17 protein-coding genes and 3 pseudogenes are annotated in these 20,904 nt (G+C 57.8%); 9 read left to right on the forward strand and 11 right to left on the reverse strand.

All coding sequences use genetic code 11. The features are described 5' to 3' along the window. Positions 1-72: 72 nt before the first annotated feature. Together AC2FLO_RS12445 and AC2FLO_RS12450 are read left to right on the forward strand one after the other, a co-directional pair. Positions 73-951: pseudogene (locus AC2FLO_RS12445) on the forward strand (NAD(P)-dependent oxidoreductase); the annotation flags it as partial. A gap of 107 nt (positions 952-1,058) precedes the next feature. After that, entirely contained in the window at positions 1,059-4,124 is a 3,066-nt protein-coding gene (locus AC2FLO_RS12450) for an aminotransferase class III-fold pyridoxal phosphate-dependent enzyme (RefSeq protein WP_496753483.1), read from the forward strand. A gap of 49 nt (positions 4,125-4,173) precedes the next feature. Here the strand turns inward: AC2FLO_RS12450 and AC2FLO_RS12455 are convergent, their stop codons facing one another. Further along, positions 4,174-4,650: a hypothetical protein gene (locus tag AC2FLO_RS12455; RefSeq protein ID WP_496753484.1), complete on the reverse strand. Its 477-nt coding sequence runs from the start codon at positions 4,648-4,650 to the stop codon at positions 4,174-4,176. After that, positions 4,647-4,814: a hemin uptake protein HemP gene (gene hemP, locus AC2FLO_RS12460; RefSeq protein ID WP_209504713.1), complete on the reverse strand. Its 168-nt coding sequence runs from the start codon at positions 4,812-4,814 to the stop codon at positions 4,647-4,649. The genes AC2FLO_RS12455 and hemP overlap by 4 nt, the downstream gene beginning before the upstream one ends. A gap of 217 nt (positions 4,815-5,031) precedes the next feature. Between hemP and gph the strand changes: the two genes are divergently transcribed. Together gph and AC2FLO_RS12470 are read left to right on the forward strand one after the other, a co-directional pair. Next, a complete protein-coding gene (gene gph / locus AC2FLO_RS12465) occupies positions 5,032-5,691 on the forward strand; it encodes a phosphoglycolate phosphatase (RefSeq protein WP_496753485.1) in 660 nt (219 codons plus the stop codon). 327 nt (positions 5,692-6,018) lie between these two features. Then, the gene (locus AC2FLO_RS12470; protein WP_496753486.1) at positions 6,019-7,722 is read left to right on the forward strand and encodes a SulP family inorganic anion transporter; all 1,704 of its coding nucleotides are present in this window, start codon (positions 6,019-6,021) and stop codon (positions 7,720-7,722) included. Between the two features lie 33 nt (positions 7,723-7,755). Here AC2FLO_RS12470 and AC2FLO_RS12475 read toward each other — a convergent pair. The 4 genes and pseudogenes from AC2FLO_RS12475 to AC2FLO_RS12490 form a co-directional block, all read right to left on the reverse strand. Beyond that, a pseudogene (locus AC2FLO_RS12475) lies at positions 7,756-7,914 on the reverse strand (hypothetical protein); the annotation flags it as partial. Between the two features lie 25 nt (positions 7,915-7,939). Next, positions 7,940-8,392, reverse strand: a pseudogene (locus AC2FLO_RS12480) (integrase core domain-containing protein); the annotation flags it as partial. Between the two features lie 113 nt (positions 8,393-8,505). Beyond that, entirely contained in the window at positions 8,506-9,072 is a 567-nt protein-coding gene (locus AC2FLO_RS12485; protein WP_496753488.1) for a tetratricopeptide repeat protein, read from the reverse strand. Between the two features lie 30 nt (positions 9,073-9,102). Then, entirely contained in the window at positions 9,103-9,585 is a 483-nt protein-coding gene (locus AC2FLO_RS12490) for an Lrp/AsnC family transcriptional regulator (RefSeq protein ID WP_480482166.1), read from the reverse strand. A 108-nt stretch (positions 9,586-9,693) separates the two neighbouring features. Here AC2FLO_RS12490 and putA point away from each other — a divergent pair, with 108 nt between their 5' ends. Both putA and AC2FLO_RS12500 read left to right on the forward strand, forming a co-directional pair. Continuing rightward, positions 9,694-13,092, forward strand: a complete 3,399-nt coding sequence (gene putA / locus AC2FLO_RS12495) for a bifunctional proline dehydrogenase/L-glutamate gamma-semialdehyde dehydrogenase PutA (protein ID WP_496753490.1) — start codon at positions 9,694-9,696, stop codon at positions 13,090-13,092. Between the two features lie 42 nt (positions 13,093-13,134). Then, entirely contained in the window at positions 13,135-13,878 is a 744-nt protein-coding gene (locus AC2FLO_RS12500) for a rhomboid family intramembrane serine protease (protein WP_496753492.1), read from the forward strand. Between the two features lie 18 nt (positions 13,879-13,896). Here the strand turns inward: AC2FLO_RS12500 and AC2FLO_RS12505 are convergent, their stop codons facing one another. Both AC2FLO_RS12505 and AC2FLO_RS12510 read right to left on the reverse strand, forming a co-directional pair. Further along, positions 13,897-14,682 carry an inositol monophosphatase family protein gene (locus AC2FLO_RS12505; RefSeq protein WP_480773747.1) on the reverse strand — a complete coding sequence of 262 codons (786 nt, stop codon included), beginning with the start codon at positions 14,680-14,682 and terminating at the stop codon, positions 13,897-13,899. Between the two features lie 98 nt (positions 14,683-14,780). Continuing rightward, the gene (locus AC2FLO_RS12510) at positions 14,781-15,686 is read right to left on the reverse strand and encodes a LysR family transcriptional regulator (RefSeq protein ID WP_480482174.1); all 906 of its coding nucleotides are present in this window, start codon (positions 15,684-15,686) and stop codon (positions 14,781-14,783) included. A gap of 94 nt (positions 15,687-15,780) precedes the next feature. On the opposite strand from AC2FLO_RS12510, the gene metF reads away from it, so the two are divergent. Continuing rightward, positions 15,781-16,647, forward strand: a complete 867-nt coding sequence (metF, locus tag AC2FLO_RS12515) for a methylenetetrahydrofolate reductase [NAD(P)H] (protein WP_496753495.1) — start codon at positions 15,781-15,783, stop codon at positions 16,645-16,647. A gap of 229 nt (positions 16,648-16,876) precedes the next feature. Beyond that, a complete protein-coding gene (locus AC2FLO_RS12520; protein ID WP_480487636.1) occupies positions 16,877-17,542 on the forward strand; it encodes a DnaJ domain-containing protein in 666 nt (221 codons plus the stop codon). Positions 17,543-17,591: 49 nt separating this feature from the next. Here the strand turns inward: AC2FLO_RS12520 and AC2FLO_RS12525 are convergent, their stop codons facing one another. Further along, a complete protein-coding gene (locus AC2FLO_RS12525; protein ID WP_480475567.1) occupies positions 17,592-18,110 on the reverse strand; it encodes a YHS domain-containing (seleno)protein in 519 nt (172 codons plus the stop codon). Between the two features lie 248 nt (positions 18,111-18,358). Between AC2FLO_RS12525 and yghU the strand changes: the two genes are divergently transcribed. After that, positions 18,359-19,237, forward strand: a complete 879-nt coding sequence (yghU, locus tag AC2FLO_RS12530) for a glutathione-dependent disulfide-bond oxidoreductase (RefSeq protein WP_480505973.1) — start codon at positions 18,359-18,361, stop codon at positions 19,235-19,237. Between the two features lie 59 nt (positions 19,238-19,296). Here the strand turns inward: yghU and AC2FLO_RS12535 are convergent, their stop codons facing one another. Both AC2FLO_RS12535 and AC2FLO_RS12540 read right to left on the reverse strand, forming a co-directional pair. Then, on the reverse strand, positions 19,297-20,085 hold the full coding sequence (locus AC2FLO_RS12535; RefSeq protein ID WP_496753498.1) for an SseB family protein: 789 nt from the start codon (positions 20,083-20,085) through the stop codon (positions 19,297-19,299). Beyond that, on the reverse strand, positions 20,078-20,665 hold the full coding sequence (locus AC2FLO_RS12540) for a uracil-DNA glycosylase family protein (RefSeq protein WP_496753500.1): 588 nt from the start codon (positions 20,663-20,665) through the stop codon (positions 20,078-20,080). Before AC2FLO_RS12540 ends, AC2FLO_RS12535 begins: the two co-directional genes overlap by 8 nt. Between the last annotated feature and the right edge of the window lie 239 nt (positions 20,666-20,904).

The raw sequence follows: 20,904 nt of genomic DNA on the forward strand, positions 1-20,904 counted from the left end.
GCTTTGCTTTGTCTTCGCCAGAGATTTCGGTCAGGCCTGTTTCGCTAAAGCCGACCGAACAGCGGAGAGGATCACAAAATGGCAAAAGTCGCGTTCCTTGGCCTTGGTGTCATGGGCTATCCCATGGCCGGACATCTGCACGCCGCAGGCCATGACGTCACCGTTTACAACCGTACGACCACCAAGGCCGAAGCCTGGGTCGCGCAGCATGGCGGCGCGATGGCCGCCACTCCGAAAGACGCCGTCAAGGATGCTGAGTTTGTCATGGCCTGCGTCGGCAATGACGACGACCTGCGTGCGGTTTGCACCGAAGAGGATGGCGCGTTCCAGGGAATGTCCAACGGGGCCATTTTTGTCGACCACACGACAGTTTCAGCAAAGGTCACGCGCGAGCTTTACGCTGCTGGCCAATCTCAGGGTATCGCTTTTGTGGACGCCCCTGTTTCGGGTGGTCAGGCAGGTGCTGAAAACGGCGTTCTCTCGATAATGTGTGGCGGTGATCAGGCAGCTTATGATGCAGCTGAGCCGGTGATGAATGTCTATTCCAAAATCTGCCGTCGACTCGGAGCCAGCGGCGCGGGCCAGATGACCAAGATGTGCAACCAGATCGCGATTGCCGGTCTGGTTCAGGGTCTCAGCGAAGCCTTGCACTTTGCCGAAAAAGCGGGCTTGGACGGGAAGGCCGTTGTTGAGGTGATCAGCCAGGGTGCGGCTGGCAGCTGGCAGATGTCAAACCGGTATGAAACCATGCTGAATGATCAGTTCGAACATGGCTTTGCTGTGGACTGGATGCGCAAGGATCTGGGGATTTGTCTGGATACGGCCAATGAAACCGGCGCGTCTCTGCCGGTGACCGCTCTGGTCGATCAGTTCTACAAGGACGTGCAGAAACTGGGCGGCGGGCGATGGGACACGTCATCGCTGTTCAAACGTTTGCGTGCCTTGGATTAAGGGGTCGGGGGGCTGTCCGCCCCCTCTTGTCCCTTTGGGCCAATTCACCCCCGAGGATATTTTCGGCCAGATGAAGAGGATCCCGGATGAGCGGGACGGAGAAAGACATGAACGATTTGGTGAACTTCTGGGCGGACACGCTGCGCCAAAACTGGGGGCTGGACGCACGGTTGACCCGGCTGGATGGCGAATATGATCTGAACTTTCTGGCGCAAGCCACAAATGGTCAGGACTATGTGCTGAAAGTCATGCGCGCGGGGTGCGATGCGAGTCTGGTAGATCTTCAGATCGAAGCACTTGCGCATATCGCCTCGGAAGCTCCCGGGTTGCCGTTTCCAAAGGTGTTCCCGGCGTTGAACGGCTCAATGTTGCCGGAAATCTCCGATTCCGAAGGGAAGTCGCGGCTGGTGTGGTTACAGGAACGCCTGCCCGGGCTTTGCTATGCAAAAGCGAACCCAAAATCCGAAGAGCTGATCCTGAAATTGGGTCGTGTTCTGGGCGCAACGGATCGCGCGCTGGAAGGTTTTCAGCATGAAGCTTTGCACCGCCCAGATTTCAAATGGGACCTGACGCAAGCGGGTTGGATCAGTGACAAGCTGGGCGCCATCAGCGATCCCGCGCGTCGGGCGTTGCTTCGGGATATCTGCAACGAATTCACGGCGATCACGGATAGGCTGGGGCGCCTGCCGAAACAGGCCATTCACAACGATGCCAATGACTATAACATTCTGGTTGAAGGCGAATTGGGTGAGCGGAGGCAGGTTTCCGGCCTGATTGATCTGGGTGACATGTGTGCGGCACCGCGCGTCTGTGATCTTGCGATCGCCGGGGCCTATGTGGTGCTAGATCATGCCAGACCCGAGCGGGCATTGACTGCCCTTGTGCGGGGATACCATGCCGCAAACCGGCTGCAAGCCGAGGAGATCGACCTGATCTGGCCGCTGCTGCGGATGCGATTGGCAGTGTCTGTCCTCAACTCGACCCTGATGGCAGTCGAAAACCCGGACGACCCATATGTGACAATCTCTCAGGCACCTGCGTGGCGGTTTCTTGAGAATGCTTCCGTCAATGGCGGGCTGATGTCTGCGCGTCTTCGGGCAGCGTGCGGGCTGCCGGTCGTGGACGGCGCAGAACGCATCCATGCGTATCTGCAAGGACATCGCGGCCGGTTTTCCCAGATGTTCGGTCAGGACCTAAGCGATATTCCGATGGGGTCGTTGTCGGTTGAAAATTGCGTGTGGCCCCAGAACCCTTTCCACATGCCATTGGCCGAGGCCGCGCGTGTTGGCGAGGAATACGGCGAAGGGCTGTGGCTGGGCTATTACAACGAACCCCGCCTGATTTATGCCGAGCCAGGATTTAGCAAAGGGCCATGGAAAGCCTCGGACCGGCGAACAGTGCATCTGGCTGTGGATGTGTTTGCACCCGCAGGGACGGTGCTGCACGCGCCAATGAGCGGGCGGGTCGAGGTGGTCGAGAACCGAGATCAGCACCTCGATTACGGTGGGGTAATTATCCTGCACCATGAAACGCCCGAGGGCGATCCGTTCTATACACTCTATGGTCATCTGGACCCGGAATGCTGTGACCGGTTGAAACCCGGTGATCCGGTGGCACAAGGGGCAGCGTTTGCCCGATTGGGCGACGCCAGCCAGAATGGCGGATGGGCCCCGCATGTGCATTTCCAGCTGGCGCTGACAACCAATGGCATGGAAGCGGATTGGCCCGGTGTCGGCGACCCGGATGAGATGGAGCTATGGCACGCGGTTTGCCCGAACCCGGCGGCCTTGCTGAACCTGCCGGATGACAAGGTGTTCTACCAACCCACCGACAAGCAGGCGATCCTGCAAGGCCGCCGCGATCACTTTGGTGGCAACCTGTCGCTGACTTATGATGACCCTGTCATGCTGGTACGCGGGTGGAAACATCACCTGTTTGACGAATGGGGCCGCCCCTATCTGGACGCCTATAACAACGTCCCTCATGTGGGTCATGCGCATCCCCGTATTCAGGCAGTGGCTGCGGATCAGTTGAAGCGGATGAACTCAAATACACGATACCTGCATCCGGCACAGACAGCTTTCGCCGACAAGATCCTGTCCAAATTGCCCGATCACTTCGAGGTCTGCTTCTTCGTCAATTCCGGAACTGAAGCCAACGAACTGGCCCTGCGGCTTGCCCGTGCCCATACTGGGGCCAAGGGGATCGTGACACCAGACCATGGCTATCACGGCAATACGAATGCGGCTGTGGCGATATCGGCTTACAAGTTCAACAAACCCGGTGGCATCGGGAAAGCCGACTGGGTTGAACTGGTTGAAGTTGCAGACGACTATCGCAGTTCGTTCAAGCGTGACGATGCGGATCGGGCGCAGAAATTTGCTGATCTTGTGGACCCGGCCATTGCTGCCTTGCAGGACCGGGGTCAGGGTCTGGCCGGGTTCATCGCCGAAACTTTCCCGTCTGTCGGTGGACAAATCATTCCGCCCAAAGGTTACCTGCCTGCGGTTTATGAAAAAATCCGTGCCGCCGGGGGTGTCTGTATAGCAGATGAGGTACAGACCGGTCTGGGTCGCCTGGGTGAGTATTACTTTGGATTTGAACATCAGGGCGCGCTTCCTGATATCGTGGTGATGGGTAAACCCATTGGTAACGGGCACCCTCTGGGTGTGCTGGTGACGACGCGGGCGATTGCCGACAGCTTCAATAACGGGATCGAATTCTTCTCGACCTTTGGCGGATCAACGCTGTCTTGCCGGATCGGCAAGGAAGTATTGGACATCGTCGATGACGAAGGCCTGCAGGACAATGCGCGTCAGATGGGTGAGCGCCTGATGGCGGGGCTGCGCCAGATCGAAGCCGACTTTGATTGCGTTGGCGATGTACGGGGCATGGGACTGTTTCTGGGTGTTGAGCTGATCAATCCCGACGGAACCGAAGGAACCGAGATTTGCAGCTATGTCAAAAACCGGATGCGCGATCACCGAATTCTGATCGGCAGTGAGGGACCAAAGGACAACATCCTGAAAATCCGCCCACCGCTGACGATTGAGGCCGAGGATGTGGACATGATCCTGTGGGCGCTAAGGGACGTGCTGTCCGAGGTCGGCGAGTTCTCCCCTGCTCCGGTTTGCGATCACGACCATCACCATGCGGGATGCGGGTGCTGCTGAAGGATTGACCCCGGCGCTTTGCCGGGGTTTGACCGTCCTGCAAGCACAGTCAATGCAAAACGGCAGTGGGGGTATCGTGACCTGTCGTCGGAATCGCATTTCCCGTTGTCATACGCCGGAGCGTCAGGCCCAGTTCCTCCGACAGGGATGCCAGAGCAGGCGCAAAATCCGGGCGCACGATCAGTGACGCCATCATCATCGCGTCTTCGCGTGCCCCTTCGGATGCGGCGGCAACCATTTGGGCAAAACAACTCTCATCCGCGCCCAGACATGCACACCCCATACCGTGCCTGATTAGCGGGCGTCGACAATGCGTTGCGCAAAGCGAACACAGACGATCCAGCGTCAGCATGGCGGCACGCCCATAATCTGATCCCAGCGCTATGCAAAAATCGCTCGCGACATCGGCGCGACCACTTTCACCCTGGCTCCACATCCGCAGATACATCACCGCACCCGCTTCGACTGGATCAAGATCCGCCAGACGGCCGACCGCGGCACCGCCGCGCATTGAATGCGCGCTCATTTCGTCAGGATCAGTTTACCTGCACGGGTGATGCGCAGGGTATACAATTGGTCACCCAACTCGATATGGGCCAGGTGGCCACCTTTGGTCAAATCCTCGGCCTTGTGCGCAGGCAGCATCGAGACAGCATAACCTTGGGTTGGGGTCGGGTTCTGTACGTTCATCGTGGCATCTCCAGAGCGAGTCGGCATGGTGCCATACCTGTTGCGTTTCGTTTTATCTGGCTGACCCGAGAGGGTTGGCTTTCCGTTCCTGTCATTAAATCTGATTATTTTAGTAAGGAATGTCAAGCGCTGTTTCAAATCAGGTGTCATTGAGCCGATTGCGCCCCTGAAAACGACGGGTTAAGACTTGGGGCGGGTATTGAAAGGCAAGCAAAACGTGACCGCAGCAGTTGTTTTTGATCTGGATGGAACGTTGGTCGACAGCGTCGGGGACCTGGCAGCAGCGGCCAATAAAACGCTGAATGGCGTCGGTCACGATCCTGTGCCCGTTGATGTGATCAGAGGGTTTGTTGGCAATGGCCTTCCCAAACTGGTCGAGCGTTTGATGCGACACTGTGATTTGCCCATGGACCGCCACACGGAACTGACGCAACAGACACTGAAGCATTACAATGCGGCGGTCAGTGCAACGACAGTGCCTTATCCCGGAGTTCCCGAAGCCCTGGAAACACTGAAACAGATGGGTTGCGTTCTTGGTATCTGCACCAACAAACCCGAAGCACCCGCACGTCACGTGCTGGAGGCGCTCAACTTATCCCGGTTCTTCGACGTTGTTTTCGGCGGTGATACATTGCCAATTCGCAAACCGGATCCGGGCCACCTGCTGGAAAGCTTCAAAGCACTTGGGACCTCGGGCACACGCTTGTATGTGGGCGACAGCGAGGTCGACGCAGAAACAGCTGTAAACGCCAGGATACCGTTTCTGTTGTTCACGGAAGGGTACCGCAAAACCCCGGTGGCCAGCATTCCGCACACCGTTGCTTACAGTGCGTCGGAAACACTGCCGACACTCGTGACCAAATTGATCCAAAACTAAGTACGTTCACACGATGTCAGTTTTCAAACGAGTGATTTGGGCCTTCGCGAACCCCTAAAAGTTAAGAGGGGCCGGCCGAGGGGGTGTGACCAGCCCCTCATCGGGGAAAGTAAATACCGTGTTTGTGTGTGGTAAGTACGGTAAGTCATGTTTACCCCTGATCGGCAGTTTGCGAAATTGGGGGATTCCCGTAGTTCGGCGAAAATAACTGAAAAACTGGAAAAAGCAGCACGTCAGACCACCCAATTTACCTGTGATAATTTGCCTGTAAGATAGCCCGACGGTTCGAACACTCGGTTCGCTGGTTGAATGGGTATAGGGTAACCCATGGAAAAACAGGACAGAAATCAGAGGGCGGCGCGTCTGCAAATCCTGCAGGGCATCCTGCCTATTGACCGCGCGCGCCTTCCGGCGGAAATGCTGGCTGGTCTGAGTTTTGCATGTCTCGCGATCCCCGAAGTCATGGGTTACACCAAAATCGCCGGCACTCCGGTCATGTCCGGGCTGTATACGATCCTGATTCCCATGGCTCTGTTTGCGTTGTTCGGATCGTCCCGACACCTTGTTGTCGGCGCTGATTCGGCGACAGCAGCCATCACCGCCTCGGGGCTGGCGGGCTTGGCGATGTCCGGAACGCCTGAGTATCTGGCACTGGCGTCCTTGCTGGCGCTTATGGCTGCCATGCTTTTGATTGCCGCGCGAGTCATCGGGCTGGGGTTTCTGGCCGATTTTCTGTCCAGAACGGTATTGGTCGGCTTTCTGACCGGCGTGGGCATTCAGGTTGCAACGGGTCAAATTCCCGGATTGTTGGGCATCGAATCCGCTGGGCACGGAACACTTGCAAGGTTGAGGGACGTTTACTTCAACATATCCAACGTCAACTGGCCAACCGTGATCGTCTCATCATCCGTGTTGGGCATTGTCCTAGGATGCACAAGACTGTCGCGCAAAATCCCGGGGCCGTTGGTTGCCATTGTCGGGGTGATCCTGTGCAGTTGGGCCTTTTCATTCAACATTTCCGGAATCTCGGTGTTGGGAGAGGTTGCCGGCGGTTTGCCCTCGTTCTCGATCCCGGACGTGCAGTGGAACTGGACCTTGTTCAAACAATTACTCCCCACGGCCTTGTCCATCTTCGTTGTCATTCTGGCACAAAGCGCCGCCACATCACGGGCATACGCCTCAAGATTTAACGAGACATTCAACGAAAACACGGACCTGATCGGACTGGGTCTTGCGAATTTCGGAGCCGCATTCACGGGGACATTCGTGGTCAATGGCAGCCCCACAAAGACCGAGATGGTCGCCAGCGCCGGAGGGCGCAGCCAGGTGGCGCAACTGACAACAGTGGCAATAGTCCTGTTGGTTATCCTGTTTCTGACCAAGCCTTTAGCCTATCTTCCCACAGCAGCACTTTCGGCCATCGTTTTTCTGATCGGTCTCAAGCTGATCGACCTGCACGGAATGGCAACAATTTACAGGCAGGCCCGGTCCGAGTTCTGGGTTGCCACGGCAACCGCCACCGTGGTTGTTCTGGTTGGTGTCGAGCAAGGCGTCATTTTTGCCATGGTCCTGTCTTTGGTCGACCACACACGCCGGGGATACCACCCAAAGAATTCGGTAGTATTGCGCACCGAGTCTGGTGGCTGGCGTTCAAAGGGATTGGAAGCACCAAACCAATTCGAGCCCGGTCTGGTAATCTACCGGTTTTCCCACGGTATGTACTACGCGAACATGCAGATATTCACTGAGGAAGTCACAACAATCGTTCAAAACGCAGACGGAAAACTGACATGGTTTTGCATCGACGCCTCGGCAATTGACGTTGTCGATTTCACAGCCGGGTTCACGTTGCGCAGTATCGCCAATTTCCTGCGATCCAAGGGGATACGGCTGGTTTTCACGCTGGTCGAGCCAGACGTGAAAGCCGAGCTGGATCGCTACGGTGTAACAGAACTGGTTGGCGAAACTGCGTTTTATGAAAACGGCAAGGCTCTGCTGGATGCCTATCACATGCGCCCAAATCCCATCTGACATAGTCACCGGTAGGTTCACGCCTTGGACATATTCCCCGACCCCCGGAATGAAAGAGTTGGTCGGATCACAGCATTTGTAATGCGCCGCCAAATCGGGTTTGGCTTTGTACAAGTGGCCCACATTGTGTTCGGCAGGATATTCAAAAAGGGTCAGCATTGCCGCCTTCAGCGCCTTCGGCGGCGTGCCCCTATCGTGTGTGGTCCGGTTTTGTTTGTTACTGCACCGTGGGCCTCTGGTCTATCGGGACGATGCTTTCGGGCGCAGGCCGGCGGTAGCCCAACGCGCTGTGCGGCCTGACGGAGTGATAGTGGACACGACATTGCTCAATCAGGATTTGCGCCTTCCTTAGGCTGTAGAAGATTTCACCGTTGAGCAGCTCATCCCGGAACCGGGCGTTGAAGCATTCGCAATAGCCGTTCTCCTAGGGTGATCCCGGTTCGATGTAAGCCGTCTTCGCCCCAACAGCTGCGATCCACCCTCGCACCTTCTAGGCGAAAAATTCCGGCCCATTGTCGGTTCTTTTGTATTCCGGCGGGCCGCGGAAGATGAACAGGTCAGTCAATGCATTCAGCGCATCGGTTGAGTTGAACTTGCGATCGACACGGATCATCAGCGCCTCGCTGGTGAATTCGTCAATGATGTTCAGCGTTCGATAGACGCGCCCATCAGCCAGAAGTCATGCCATATGATAGCCAGTGAACAACTCGGATGGGTCCAACACGACCAGTTTGCTTGCAAATAGGTTCGGTTTCCCATTGCGGTTCTTTCGAAAACCCGGCGTCAGATATCTTGACCGGGCGGTTCCAAAAGACCGCCGGGTTCCAACAATGCCCGTTCTGACAGCCATGGGTTAAGTTCTAGCGCTTCGGCAAGTGCCGCGCGCGCGTCGTCAAGGCGCTTCAGACCCAACAGTGACAAGGCGCGCCCGCTCAGCGCACCTATATGGTTCGGCGACAACTCGATCGTGACATTCAGATCCTGCAAGGCAGCAGCGAAGTCTTGTCGGAGATAGTTCACAAACGCACGCTGATTGTACCCTTCGGCGTAGTTCGGGCAGTATTCGACTAGCTGGTCAAGCTCGTCCAACGCCCCCGGTAAATCCCAGGCCTCCCGCCGCGCCATTCCCCGGTCCAGCAAGCCTTGCGCACGCGCATCTGGCGCGTCGGTCCAAAGCTCCCACATCTGGTTGGAAATAGCGCGCGCATCACTTTGCGATTCTGCCTTCTGAACCCGATTGATTAGCGCATCCACACCTTCTGAATGATCCGGAGCATCAGGGCAGGACTGGGCGTGTGCCGCGCAGGACAAGGCAACGACAGCAAGAGCGGCGAGGAAAGCGTGTGTCATTTACCAAGGATGGCTCGTAATCCCGATCCGTCAAGCCTGATGCTCGAACCCACCCAAACTGCCGGTTTCCTTAACCGCCTCCATCGCCACAAAGGTCGAGGTGCTGGCAACATGCGGCAAGGATGAAATCTTTTCGGCCAGAACACGACGATACTCTGACATCGTGGCTGTGCGGACCTTCAACAAATAGTCGAAATTCGAAGCGATCATATGGGCTTGCTCGACCTCGGCAGTTTTTCGGACAGCCGCGTTGAACTCGGCCAGTGCCTTTTCGCGGGTATCGGTCAGACGCACCTCGACAAAGGCAACGTGGTCCAGCCCCAGTCTGATCGGATCCAGCATCGCCCGGTATCCCTTGATCACCCCGCTTGCTTCAAGCCGTTTCAGGCGCGCCTGTGTCGGTGATTTCGACAGACCGATTTCGCGTGCAAGATCGGCGACCGAAATGCGCCCATCCTCGGCCAGAATTCTCAGAATCGACCGGTCAAACCGGTCCAGGTCGGGAAAGTTCATTTGCGCTGCTCTCTGGCGAAATTTCAGGTGTTCCGCCTTCAGTTACCGTAAACTCAGGCGATTGTCCTGAGTTTTCGCAGTTATATTGGCACAAAGACCGGAGGACCCATGTCTCATACCCTGCGTACATTAATCGACACCTCAACCTATGCTGACCAGTCGGCGATCCTTGAAACCCTGATCTTTCAGGCCAGCCTGAGCGCCACAGACCGCGGCGCCATCAGCGCCGCTGCCGCGCAGCTTGTGCGCGACATCCGATCCAGCACGTCTCCGGGGTTGATGGAGGTGTTTTTGGCCGAATACGGCCTGTCCACCGACGAAGGCGTCGCCCTGATGTGCCTGGCCGAGGCGCTGTTGCGCGTGCCGGATGCCGACACGATTGACGCGTTGATTGAAGACAAAATCGCCCCTTCGGATTGGGGTAAGCATCTTGGGCACTCGTCTTCATCCTTGGTGAACGCCTCAACCTGGGCGCTGATGCTGACGGGCAAGGTTCTGGACGAAGGCAAGACCTCGCCTGTTGGCGCCCTGCGCGGGGCCATCAGGCGATTGGGGGAACCCGTGATCCGTACCGCCGTGTCGCGGGCGATGAAGGAAATGGGGCGGCAATTCGTGTTGGGTGAATCCATTCACGCTGCGATGGAACGCGCGCGCGGAATGGAAAGCAAGGGATATACCTACTCTTACGACATGCTGGGAGAGGCCGCGCGAACCGAGGCGGACGCCGCGCGTTATCACCTGTCGTATTCACGCGCCATCTCGGCCATCGCCGAAGCCTGCACCCATGATGATATCCGCGCAAACCCCGGCATTTCGGTCAAGTTGTCGGCCCTGCACCCCCGCTATGAACTGGCACAAGAAAAGCGGGTGATGGATGAACTGGTTCCGCGCCTGCGGGCGCTGGCCCTTTTGGCCAAGGCCGCTGGCATGGGGCTGAACGTCGACGCCGAAGAGGCGGATCGCCTGTCTTTGTCATTGCAGGTGATCGAGGCGGTGATGTCCGATCCGGCCCTGACCGGCTGGGAAGGGTTCGGCATCGTGGTTCAGGCCTATGGGCCACGCGCGTCGCTGGTTCTGGACACGCTTTATGACATGGCTGAACGCCACGATCGCAAGCTGATGGTGCGTCTGGTCAAAGGCGCCTATTGGGATACCGAGATCAAACGCGCGCAGGTCGAAGGCGTGGATGGCTTTCCCGTCTTCACGCACAAGGCGGTCACCGACGTGTCCTATATCGCCAATGCGCGCAAATTGCTGGGCATGACAAACCGGATCTATCCGCAATTCGCCACCCACAACGCCCATACAGTCAGCGCCATTCTGCACATGGCCGAAGGTCAGCCTTTTGAGTTCCAGCGCCTGCATGGCATGGGCGAGACATTGCATCAGCTTGTGATGAACAGGCAGAAGACCCGCTGCCGCATTTATGCACCGGTTGGCGCGCATCGTGACCTGCTGGCCTACCTTGTGCGGCGTCTGCTGGAAAACGGAGCGAACTCATCCTTCGTCAACCAGATTGTCGACGAAAACGTCCCGCCGGAAGTGGTTGCCGCAGATCCGTTTGTTACTGTTCAAACGCCCCCACCCCCTTTGCCCACCGGCCCCGAACTGTTCCAGCCGGATCGTCCCAATTCCATGGGATTCGATCTTCACCACACTCCGACGCTGGACAAGGTTGATGCAGCGCGGGACCAGTTCCGTGCGTATCACTGGTATGCACAGCCCTTGCTGGCTGACGCTGCAAAACCCCGGGCGGATGAGCCGGTAGTCAACCCGGCAAATCCTGCCGACAAACCAGGTGCGGTCGCCTCGGCAAGTGACGCAGATGTGGAACTGGCGCTGGCTTCGGCAAAGCCATGGCAGGCCCCGGCAGCCGAACGTGCCCGCATCCTGAACTCTGCAGCCGATCTTTATGAAACACACTACGGCGAATTGTTCGCCCTGCTGGCGCGCGAGGCTGGCAAATCGCTGCCTGACGCCGTGGCGGAACTGCGTGAGGCGGTGGATTTCCTGCGCTACTACGCCGCCAACATACCTGATGCCGAGCCCGCGGGCGTATTCACCTGCATCAGCCCTTGGAACTTCCCGCTGGCGATTTTCTCTGGTCAGATATCAGCTGCTTTGGCGACCGGGAACGCCGTTTTGGCCAAGCCTGCGCCGCAAACACCCCTGATTGCGCACCGCGCCATTCAATTGCTGCATGAGGCTGGTGTGCCGCGCGACGCGCTGCAATTGCTGCCGGGTGGCCCTGCCGTAGGTGCGGCGCTGACATCGGATGCGCGCGTCTCGGGCGTGGCCTTCACCGGCTCGACAACGACCGCTCTCAGAATCCGGTCGGCAATGGCTGGGTCCATGCGCCCCGGCACGCCGTTGATCGCAGAAACTGGCGGCCTGAACGCCATGATCGTTGACAGCACCGCACTTCCCGAACAGGCCGTGCAATCGATCATTGAAAGCGCTTTTCAGTCCGCGGGTCAGCGGTGTTCCGCACTGCGATGCCTGTACCTGCAACAGGATATCGCAGATGACGTGCTGACCATGCTCAAAGGGGCAATGGATGCCCTGCGAATCGGTGATCCGTGGCTGATCTCTACCGATTGCGGCCCGGTGATTGACGCGCAGGCCCGGCAGGTCATCGCCGATCACGTCGCTATTGCACGGGCGGAAGGGCGCGTTCTGAAAGAGCTGTCGCTGCCGCCAGAAGGCATCTTTGTTGCCCCCACGCTGATTGAAATCTCGGGCATTGCCGCGCTGGAGCGCGAGATTTTTGGCCCCGTGCTGCACGTGGCACGGTTCAAAGCGCAGGAAATCGAAAAGGTCATCGCGGATATCAACGCAACCGGATACGGGCTGACCTTTGGCCTGCAAACCCGGATCGACGACCGGGTGCAGCATGTGACCGAAGCAATCCATGCCGGAAACATCTATGTAAACCGCAATCAGATCGGCGCCATCGTTGGCTCCCAACCTTTTGGCGGTGAAGGGCTGTCAGGCACCGGCCCGAAGGCGGGCGGCCCGAATTACATGGCCCGGTTTTGTGCGCCGGATCGGCAAATCACGACAGAAACCTGGGAGCATTTGGCAGACCTACCTGCCCCTCAAGGCCAACCTGCCCCAATCCAAACCCGTTCTCTGCCCGGCCCAACCGGAGAATCGAACCGGCTAAGCGAATATCCCCGCCCGCCTCTTCTGTGCATGGGGCCGGGGGAAGCAGCAGCGCGCGCGCAGGCTGACGCCGTACAGGCGCTAGGTGGAACGGCTATTCAGGCAACCGGAATGCTTGACCTTCATCGGTTGGAAAACCTGACCAGCATCTCTGGTGTTCTTTGGTGGGGCGACGCTGAAACCGCGCAGCAGATCGAACAGCATCTGGCCCGCCGGGACGGCCCCATTCTGCCCCTGATTCCGGGCAGACCCGACCGCGCGCGTGTGCTGGGTGAGCGCCATGTGTGTGTCGATACGACCGCAGCTGGCGGAAACGCTGCGTTGTTGGGAGGTGCGGCGTAAGCTTGCCTTGACGCTGGGCGCGCAAAAGCCCAGCGTCACCTCATGTTTCCGATCCGCGACCATAACCCCTCGGGGCGCACGCCTTATGTTGTCTACGCCTTATTGGCGGCCAACATCCTGATCTTCCTCAGCTATGTGGGGATCATGAATGATGCGCCACTTATCAACCGGCTGTTCTTCGACTATGCCATCATCCCGGCGCGGGTCAGTGACGGGGTTGGTCTGGAAACCCTTGTGACATCCATGTTCCTGCATGGGGGATGGATGCATCTAGCCGGGAACATGCTGTTCTTGTGGATATTCGGCGACAATCTGGAAGACGAAATGGGCCATCTGCCCTTTTTGCTGTTCTACCTGGTCGCAGGTATCGGCGCAGGTCTGATCCATGTGGTTACAGGGCCGGAGTCTCAGGTGCCTACCGTCGGCGCCTCGGGCGCGATTGCGGGTGTCATGGGGGGATACCTGCTGCTGTTTCCCAAGGCGCGTGTGGATATTCTGCTGATCCTGGTTGTCTATTTCAGGGTCTTTACCATCCCCGCCTTCATCATGCTGGGCGTATGGCTGGCGATTCAGTTCTTTGGCAGCGTCACCAGCAACCCGGACGAAGGCGGTATCGCCTACTGGGCCCATACCGGCGGGTTTGCCGTGGGCCTGATCCTATGCGTACCATTGTGGCTGCGGCGCGGTGGCGTGCAATTCTGGAACCGCACCCACGGGCACCCGCCCCACCCAGAGGCAAAGTACAAGCTGTCGCAGTCTCGTATACCGCGCGTTCCGCGTCGATAAAGCTGGGCTAAGGGGCGATCAGCCCCGGATCACTTTGGCGAATTGATCAAAGATCGGTTCATTCGAACAGATCACTTCACCATCTTCCAGCGCGTTACCCTCGGGGTTCAGGGCCTGCACAAAGCCGCCCGCCTCTTTCACGATGATGATACCGGCGGCGACATCCCACGCGTTCAGGCGGCGTTCCCAGAAGCCTTCGTACCGGCCCGCAGCCACATATGCCATGTCAAGCGCCGCAGCACCCCAACGGCGCACACCGGCGCAAGCGGGCATCAGACGCGCCAGATCCTGCAGGGTTGCAGGCAGGTCAGAACGACCCCCAAAGGGCAGGCCGGTTGCAAAGATCGATTCTATCATGCGGTGACGCCCCGACACTCGAATTCGGGTGTCGTTCATCCACGCGCCCTCGCCTTTTTCGGCAAAGAACATCTCATCCTTGGCGGCGTCATAGATCACGCCGGCTACGATCTTGCCTTTGTGCTCCAGCGCGATGGAAATCGCCCAGTGCGGCAGGCCATGCAGAAAATTGGTGGTGCCGTCCAACGGGTCAACGATCCAGCGGCGCGTGGGATCTTCGCCGTCAATGGAGCCACCCTCTTCAGCCAGCCAGCCATAGGTTGGGCGTGCGCCCAGCAACTCGTCCTTCAGGATGGCTTCGGCCGCGATATCGGCCTTCGACACAAAGTCACCAGCGCCCTTCATCGACACCTGCAAATTCTCGACTTCACGGAAATCCTTGACCAAAGAACGCCCCGCCTTGCGCGCGGCCTTGATCATGATGTTGAGATTTGCACTGCCAACCATTGTAAAAAGGCTCCTGTCCGGTCAAACCGCGCGTATACTGCCGCAAGGCTTCCTTGCCAAGAGGAATGATGTGCATAACAGACCCGCAGAAAACGCCTCTACCGGGATTGCAGCTTGCGCGCCTCTTCGCGGGCCAGTTTCACCAGTTCCTGCACATAGGGCTTGTCCAGATCTTCTGATCGGACCGCTGCATAAAGGCGACGCGTAATCCCCTCTTTGGTCAGGGGGCGGGTCACATAGTCCGAGTTGTATTTGACCTCGCGCACGACCCAATCCGGCAGAACGGAGATGCCTCGGTTTGATGCCACCAGAAGCAGGATGACAGCTGTCAGTTCCACCTGCCTGATCGAGGCGGGTTCGACCCGTGCAGGGATCAACAATTGGCTGAACACATCCAGACGTGTGCGTTCCACCGGGTAGGTGATCAGGGTCTGGCCTCGGAAATCCTCAGCCTCGACATAGGCTTTTTCCGCCAGTGGATGGGCTGATGCAGCGACAAAGACGGGGTTGTAGTCAAACAGCTCCACAAACTCGACACCCGGCAGGTCTTCGGGATCGGATGAGACCACCAGATCAACCTCTTCCTTCTGCAAGGCTGGTAGGGCGTCGAAGGCCAGACCGGGTCGGATATCGACATCCACGTCGCCCCAGGATTTCCTGAAGGATTCAAGAACCGGAAACAGCCATTCGAAACACGCGTGGCATTCGATGGCGATATGCATCCGCCCGGTACGCCCGTCCCGCAGCGATGAAAACTCATTCTGTGCCGCCTCGACCTGCGGCAGGATCTGCTCAGCCAACCGCAGCAGACGCAAACCGGCGGCTGACAGCTTCATCGGCTTTGAACGTCGCAGAAACAGCTCGACCCCGGCCTGATCCTCCAACCCTTTGATCTGATGACTCAATGCGGATTGAGTGATGTTCAATTGGTCGGCAGCGCGCGCCAACCCACCGCATTCATGGATCGCCTTGATGGTACGCAGGTGGCGGAATTCAATGTGCATCTCAAGTATCGTTCATGTTGTTGTTGAATAATATGAGTTTGTCTCACAATGCCCGTCATGGCACAAGATAGTCAGTTGATCCAGTGAGGCAGCCATGTCCAAACCCGAAATTTCATTCGAGTTCTTTCCGCCCAAAACTCTGGAGGCTTCTTTCCGTCTTTGGGATACGGTCCAGACATTGGCACCGCTGGAGCCCCGTTTTGTTTCCGTCACCTACGGTGCAGGCGGTACGACCCGGGAACTGACGCGCGACGCGGTCGCAACCCTGCATAAATCCTCTGGTTTGAACGTCGCTGCGCATCTGACCTGTGTTGACGCTTCGCGGCAGGAAACGCTGGAGATCGCCGACACATTCGCACGTGCGGGCGTGCAGGACATCGTGGCCCTGCGGGGCGACCCGCCAAAAGGGCATGATCGGTTCGTACCGCACCCCGAAGGCTTTAACAGTTCGATTGAGTTGATTGAGGCGCTGGCTGAAACCGAAATGTTCAGCATCCGTGTCGGGGCTTATCCTGACAAGCACCCTGAAGCCGCCGACATGTCAGCAGACGTGGACTGGCTGAAGGCCAAACTTGACGCGGGCGCTGACGAAGCGCTGACGCAATTCTTTTTCGAGGCCGAAACCTTCTTTCGTTTCCGTGATGCCTGCGCCAAGGCAGGTATCGACAAACCGATCGTTCCGGGCATTCTGCCGATAGAAAACTGGGCAGGTGCGCGCAAGTTCGCCAGAAGTTGCGGCACGCATATTCCCGATTGGGTCGAACAAGCCTTTGAAAAGGCCGTGCGCGACAGCCGTGAGGATCTGCTGGCAACTGCGATCTGCACCGAGTTGTGCTCGGACCTGATCGAAGGTGGCGTGGACAAGCTGCATTTCTATACCCTCAACCGCCCGGAATTGACGCGCGATGTGTGCTTTGCCCTTGGGATTACGCCACAAGTCGATCTTCAAAACGTCGCCTGACAACTGAAAACTCCAATGATTCGCTCGGGTTACGATTTTCCCCGGGCGTTTTCCTTTTCTTATGCGTGACCTGTTTCACAGTCGTATCCGCGAATTCACGCCTTCGCGGAACAATGGAATCTTCGCATCGCGATTGTTGTCAGCTTCCCTCTCAATCAACCATGAAATTTGACAAAACCATGCCCTCGGCAACACTAGGGCTGTGTAGTTTTTAATGAGTGTTTTGAGTATGGAACCTGTCGATAAGGTTAGGGCACGCACGGATGCCCTGGCAGATCTGGGCCTAAACCCGTCTGCCAATTCCAGTGAAATACGAGAGGCCTGGCGTCACATCGCCTTTCACACGCATCCTGATCACAAGGAAGGCGACAGTTCCGGGTTTTCGCGCGCCAAGGCAGCCTATGATTTTCTGCGCAAAGAAGGGCTGGCGACAAAGGGCGGTGCCGCTGCTGGCCCGCCACAACCACGTCGGGCACGGTTGAAAAAACGTATCATCGAGCTTCCGCAAGAAGATATTGCCGCCTGTGAGGCAATGCTGAATCCGGGGCAAGCGCTGTCGCATATGAACAGTCAGCCTGGTATTCAACCCAAATGCGGCAGCGGTGTTGCTGACCATGTTCCCGACGCGGTCGGATGCTTTGGGCGACACCTGACCTACTTCGTCACGACGCCGGTTAATCAGGGCGCAAATCGTGTGGCTTTGCCAACGACCGTTCTGACCAGTGCGCGGCACACCACAGCGGAAATCCTGAGCTTTCAATCCAGCGATACGGGCGCTGGGGAAGTCGTCATTCCCGATACGATCCGAGAACGCAAATTTCCGGGTGCCAAGAGCGTCAGGATCCGGTTTGACGCCGACCAGACGATACGGGATCAGTTCTGGCTTGCTGGCTGAACGAAAAAGCCCGGCTGGGTCAGCCGGGCTTTGTGCAATTTTGGCCGGGTCAGTTTTTCACCGGACCTTCCGAGGTAAATTTCGGGATCACGCTGGTCGAGGCGTCAGACGGCTCGATACCCGGCCAGTTGCCTTCAGCAAGGTTGATGTTGCCCGGAATGTCTTCTTCGAAGAACCCGACGACCACATCCGTGATGTTGAGATACAGCTTGTCGTCAACGATCCGCCACAAGTTCGGGTTTGCCGGAACCTTGCCACCGCGCGACACGCCATAGGCGCAGTGCCCATCATATTGCGGCGCATAATAGGCCGGGTTTTCCAGAAATTTGTCGCGGTTTTCCTCGGACGAGAATGCCCAGGTTGCACCATTGTATTCGGCAGTAATACTGGCATTGCCACGCACGCCCTCGTGCTGTGGCTGACCTACCGGTACCTGATCCAGGTTGCGATAGGCGACAACATCATACCCCGAGACGGCAAACCCTGTGCCGTCAATATATTGCGGCCCGGCAAATGCCGGAACGGCCAGGGCCATGGCCGCAGCAAAGGTCAAAGCAAAGCGTTTCATGTAGTCTATCCTTTTCGTTCCAGCGGTATCGGTGACGCCGTGATAGCGGGTCTGGCAAAACAATATGCGATTCCCATTCTGTCCGTAGCCCTCCTCGCGCCGCTGTGATCCCTCTCGAGCTAACGTGAGAGTTTGGTCGCGGATTATTACAAATTAAGCCGGAAAAGCTGGGTTGGACTCGGCGGATTGCAACACTACCTGTAAGACACTATCGAACGCGGCCCGGACAAGGGCATGAAAGGCAAGAAATGAGCGACCAATCTTCGTATACCCCACCAGCAGTCTGGACATGGGACAGTGAAAGTGGCGGACAGTTCGCCAACATTAACCGACCTATTGCCGGCGCAACCCATGACAAGGACTTGCCGGTTGGACGTCACCCATTGCAGTTGTATTCCCTTGCCACGCCCAACGGTGTCAAAGTCACCGTTATGCTGGAAGAGTTGCTGGCATTGGGTCACGAAGGCGCTGAATACAACGCCTGGCTGATCAACATCGGCGAGGGCGACCAGTTCGGTTCAGGGTTTGTCGAGGTCAACCCAAACTCGAAAATCCCCGCCCTTTGGGATCGCTCTGGCGACAAGCCGGTTCGGGTGTTTGAGAGTGCCTCGATCCTGTTTCATCTGGCTGAGAAGTTCGGAGAGTTTCTGCCCGCGTCCGGGCCGGAACGGACCGAAGTCATGAACTGGCTATTCTGGCAAATGGGCAGCGCCCCTTATCTGGGCGGCGGGTTTGGCCATTTCTACGCCTACGCGCCCGAAAAGTGGGAATACCCGATCAACCGCTTTGCGATGGAGGCAAAACGCCAACTGGACGTTCTGGACAGGGAACTGGCGAACAAGACCTATATCGCGGGCGAGGAATATACGATTGCCGACATGGCGATCTGGCCGTGGTACGGTCAACTGGTTCTGGGCCGGCTCTATAGCGCGGCAGAGTTCCTTGACGCGGAATCTTACAAGAACGTGGTGCGCTGGGCCAAAGCGATTGACGCGCGGCCTGCGGTTCAGCGTGGCCGTATGGTCAATCGCGCCTTTGGCGAGCCGCACACACAGCTTCACGAGCGTCACGACGCCAGTGATTTCGAAACACGCACGCAGGACAAACTGGAAGCTGCTGCGGAATAGCAGTGTCCCATCCTAGTGGCACGCGGCGCAATATGCGCCGCGTGTTTGCGTTTTGGCCGTTACTTCAGAATTGGCGGTTTCGCGGGATTGCTGCCTGGAACCTCGCGCACCAGATCTGCAACCTGCGGTTCGGGCAGGTCAAAGCGAAGCCCCGTCTTCGCCAGCAGCGCGGCAGCGGCGTCATCTGTGGCAAAGAACCCGACATCCATCGCCCCCGCTTCGATCCCCGAAAACGTCAACGCCTCAGAAGCTGCCTTGGCCAGCGCGGGCTCGGCCCCTTCGACCGCACCGACAAACCCCAGCAAATGACCCTGAGCGCCCGCCTCGGATTTCGTGGCGACCAGATAGGCCGCACTGGCAAGTCCGCCAGCAGTTGCCAGCTTTGCATCAAGGGCGGTCAACAGGCTGTCCGGCAGACCGGAGGGCGGCATGAACTCGGCTAGTTTTTCCTCGACCTCTTCCGGGCCATGCTGCAACGTTTCGGCCAACCAGCCCAGGGCCTCGGCAGGCACCAGCATGGATGATGGCGCAGTTTCCAGGTTCAGGCCCAGCCCGATACCCTGCCCTGCCAGCATCCCCGACAACACACGCCCCGACAGCGCAACATAAGGCACAGGCCTCCCGGCAAACTGCGCCAATCGTTCCTCGCGGTCGAACGCCAACACAAAGCGCCCGTCGGCCACATCGAACACCTCGGGCGAGATGTTTTCGCCCATCGCTTCCTCGGTCAGCATCAAAAACAGCTCACTATCTGCAAGCCGTTCAAAAAACCGCAGACGGGCAGCATCGTTCTGCGGATCTGCCAGCATCGCGGCATGCGCCGTGTCCAACGCTGTGGTTTCAGTCATTCAGCACCTCTTGGACCCGCGCGCGCAGAATCGGCAGCAGTTCTGCCTCGAACCACGGGTTTTTCTTTACCCATGCCGTATTCCGCCAGGACGGATGAGGCAAGGCAAAGACCCGCGGCGCATGGTCCTGCCAGTTCCGAACGGTATCCGTCACCGACCCTCGCGCGCCCAGATGATATTTATGCGCATGACCACCGACCAACACCGTCAACGGCACCTGCCCCAGTTCCTGCATCACCCTGTCATGCCAGGTTTTGCCGCATATCGCGGGCGGAGGAAGGTCAGAGCCGCGGGCATCATAGCCGGGGAAACAGAACGCCATGGGCACAATCGACACAAGGTCACGATCATAAAAAACAGGTTCATCGACCCCAAGCCAGTGGCGCAGCCTGTCGCCTGACGGGTCAGTAAAGGGCTGCCCCGACTCGTGCACGCGCGCACCCGGTGCCTGCCCTGCGATCAGGATGGGTGTTCCGCGCCGAAACCAGACCACCGGGCGGGGTTCATGGGCAGTTTTGGTTTGCGCAAAGGACGCGGCGCACAGGCGGCACGCGCGGATTTCGCCATCTAAATCTTTCATCTTGTTGCAAAACCTCCCAAAGCTGTTTTGCAAGGATCAGGTGTGAAACCACATAATAAAGGTGCGGCAGATTACCAGAAGTGCAGCGGAATTGCCGACAACCGATCAGTTGTTTGAGGGGGCGGCAGCAACGCATTGAACATTTGTTTCATAATTCGACATAATGTAGCCAACATGGAACGGTAAAAACCATCCTTTCTGACCGCCTGAAAGCGCGGCGACACAACGGAAACGAGCAG

It is taken from the genome of Ruegeria sp. TASC047, from assembly GCF_059612445.1.

Excerpts from the sequence above, each read along its gene's own strand:
- AC2FLO_RS12450 (WP_496753483.1), top strand. The coding sequence starts at position 1,059 with ATGAACGATTTGGTGAACTTCTGGGCGGACACGCTGCGCCAAAACTGG.
- AC2FLO_RS12455 (WP_496753484.1), bottom strand. The coding sequence starts at position 4,650 with ATGAGCGCGCATTCAATGCGCGGCGGTGCCGCGGTCGGCCGTCTGGCG.
- hemP (WP_209504713.1), bottom strand. The coding sequence starts at position 4,814 with ATGAACGTACAGAACCCGACCCCAACCCAAGGTTATGCTGTCTCGATG.
- AC2FLO_RS12470 (WP_496753486.1), top strand. The coding sequence starts at position 6,019 with ATGGAAAAACAGGACAGAAATCAGAGGGCGGCGCGTCTGCAAATCCTG.
- AC2FLO_RS12485 (WP_496753488.1), bottom strand. The coding sequence starts at position 9,072 with ATGACACACGCTTTCCTCGCCGCTCTTGCTGTCGTTGCCTTGTCCTGC.
- AC2FLO_RS12490 (WP_480482166.1), bottom strand. The coding sequence starts at position 9,585 with ATGAACTTTCCCGACCTGGACCGGTTTGACCGGTCGATTCTGAGAATT.
- putA (WP_496753490.1), top strand. The coding sequence starts at position 9,694 with ATGTCTCATACCCTGCGTACATTAATCGACACCTCAACCTATGCTGAC.
- AC2FLO_RS12500 (WP_496753492.1), top strand. The coding sequence starts at position 13,135 with ATGTTTCCGATCCGCGACCATAACCCCTCGGGGCGCACGCCTTATGTT.
- AC2FLO_RS12505 (WP_480773747.1), bottom strand. The coding sequence starts at position 14,682 with ATGGTTGGCAGTGCAAATCTCAACATCATGATCAAGGCCGCGCGCAAG.
- AC2FLO_RS12510 (WP_480482174.1), bottom strand. The coding sequence starts at position 15,686 with ATGCACATTGAATTCCGCCACCTGCGTACCATCAAGGCGATCCATGAA.
- metF (WP_496753495.1), top strand. The coding sequence starts at position 15,781 with ATGTCCAAACCCGAAATTTCATTCGAGTTCTTTCCGCCCAAAACTCTG.
- AC2FLO_RS12520 (WP_480487636.1), top strand. The coding sequence starts at position 16,877 with ATGGAACCTGTCGATAAGGTTAGGGCACGCACGGATGCCCTGGCAGAT.
- AC2FLO_RS12525 (WP_480475567.1), bottom strand. The coding sequence starts at position 18,110 with ATGAAACGCTTTGCTTTGACCTTTGCTGCGGCCATGGCCCTGGCCGTT.
- yghU (WP_480505973.1), top strand. The coding sequence starts at position 18,359 with ATGAGCGACCAATCTTCGTATACCCCACCAGCAGTCTGGACATGGGAC.
- AC2FLO_RS12535 (WP_496753498.1), bottom strand. The coding sequence starts at position 20,085 with ATGACTGAAACCACAGCGTTGGACACGGCGCATGCCGCGATGCTGGCA.
- AC2FLO_RS12540 (WP_496753500.1), bottom strand. The coding sequence starts at position 20,665 with ATGAAAGATTTAGATGGCGAAATCCGCGCGTGCCGCCTGTGCGCCGCG.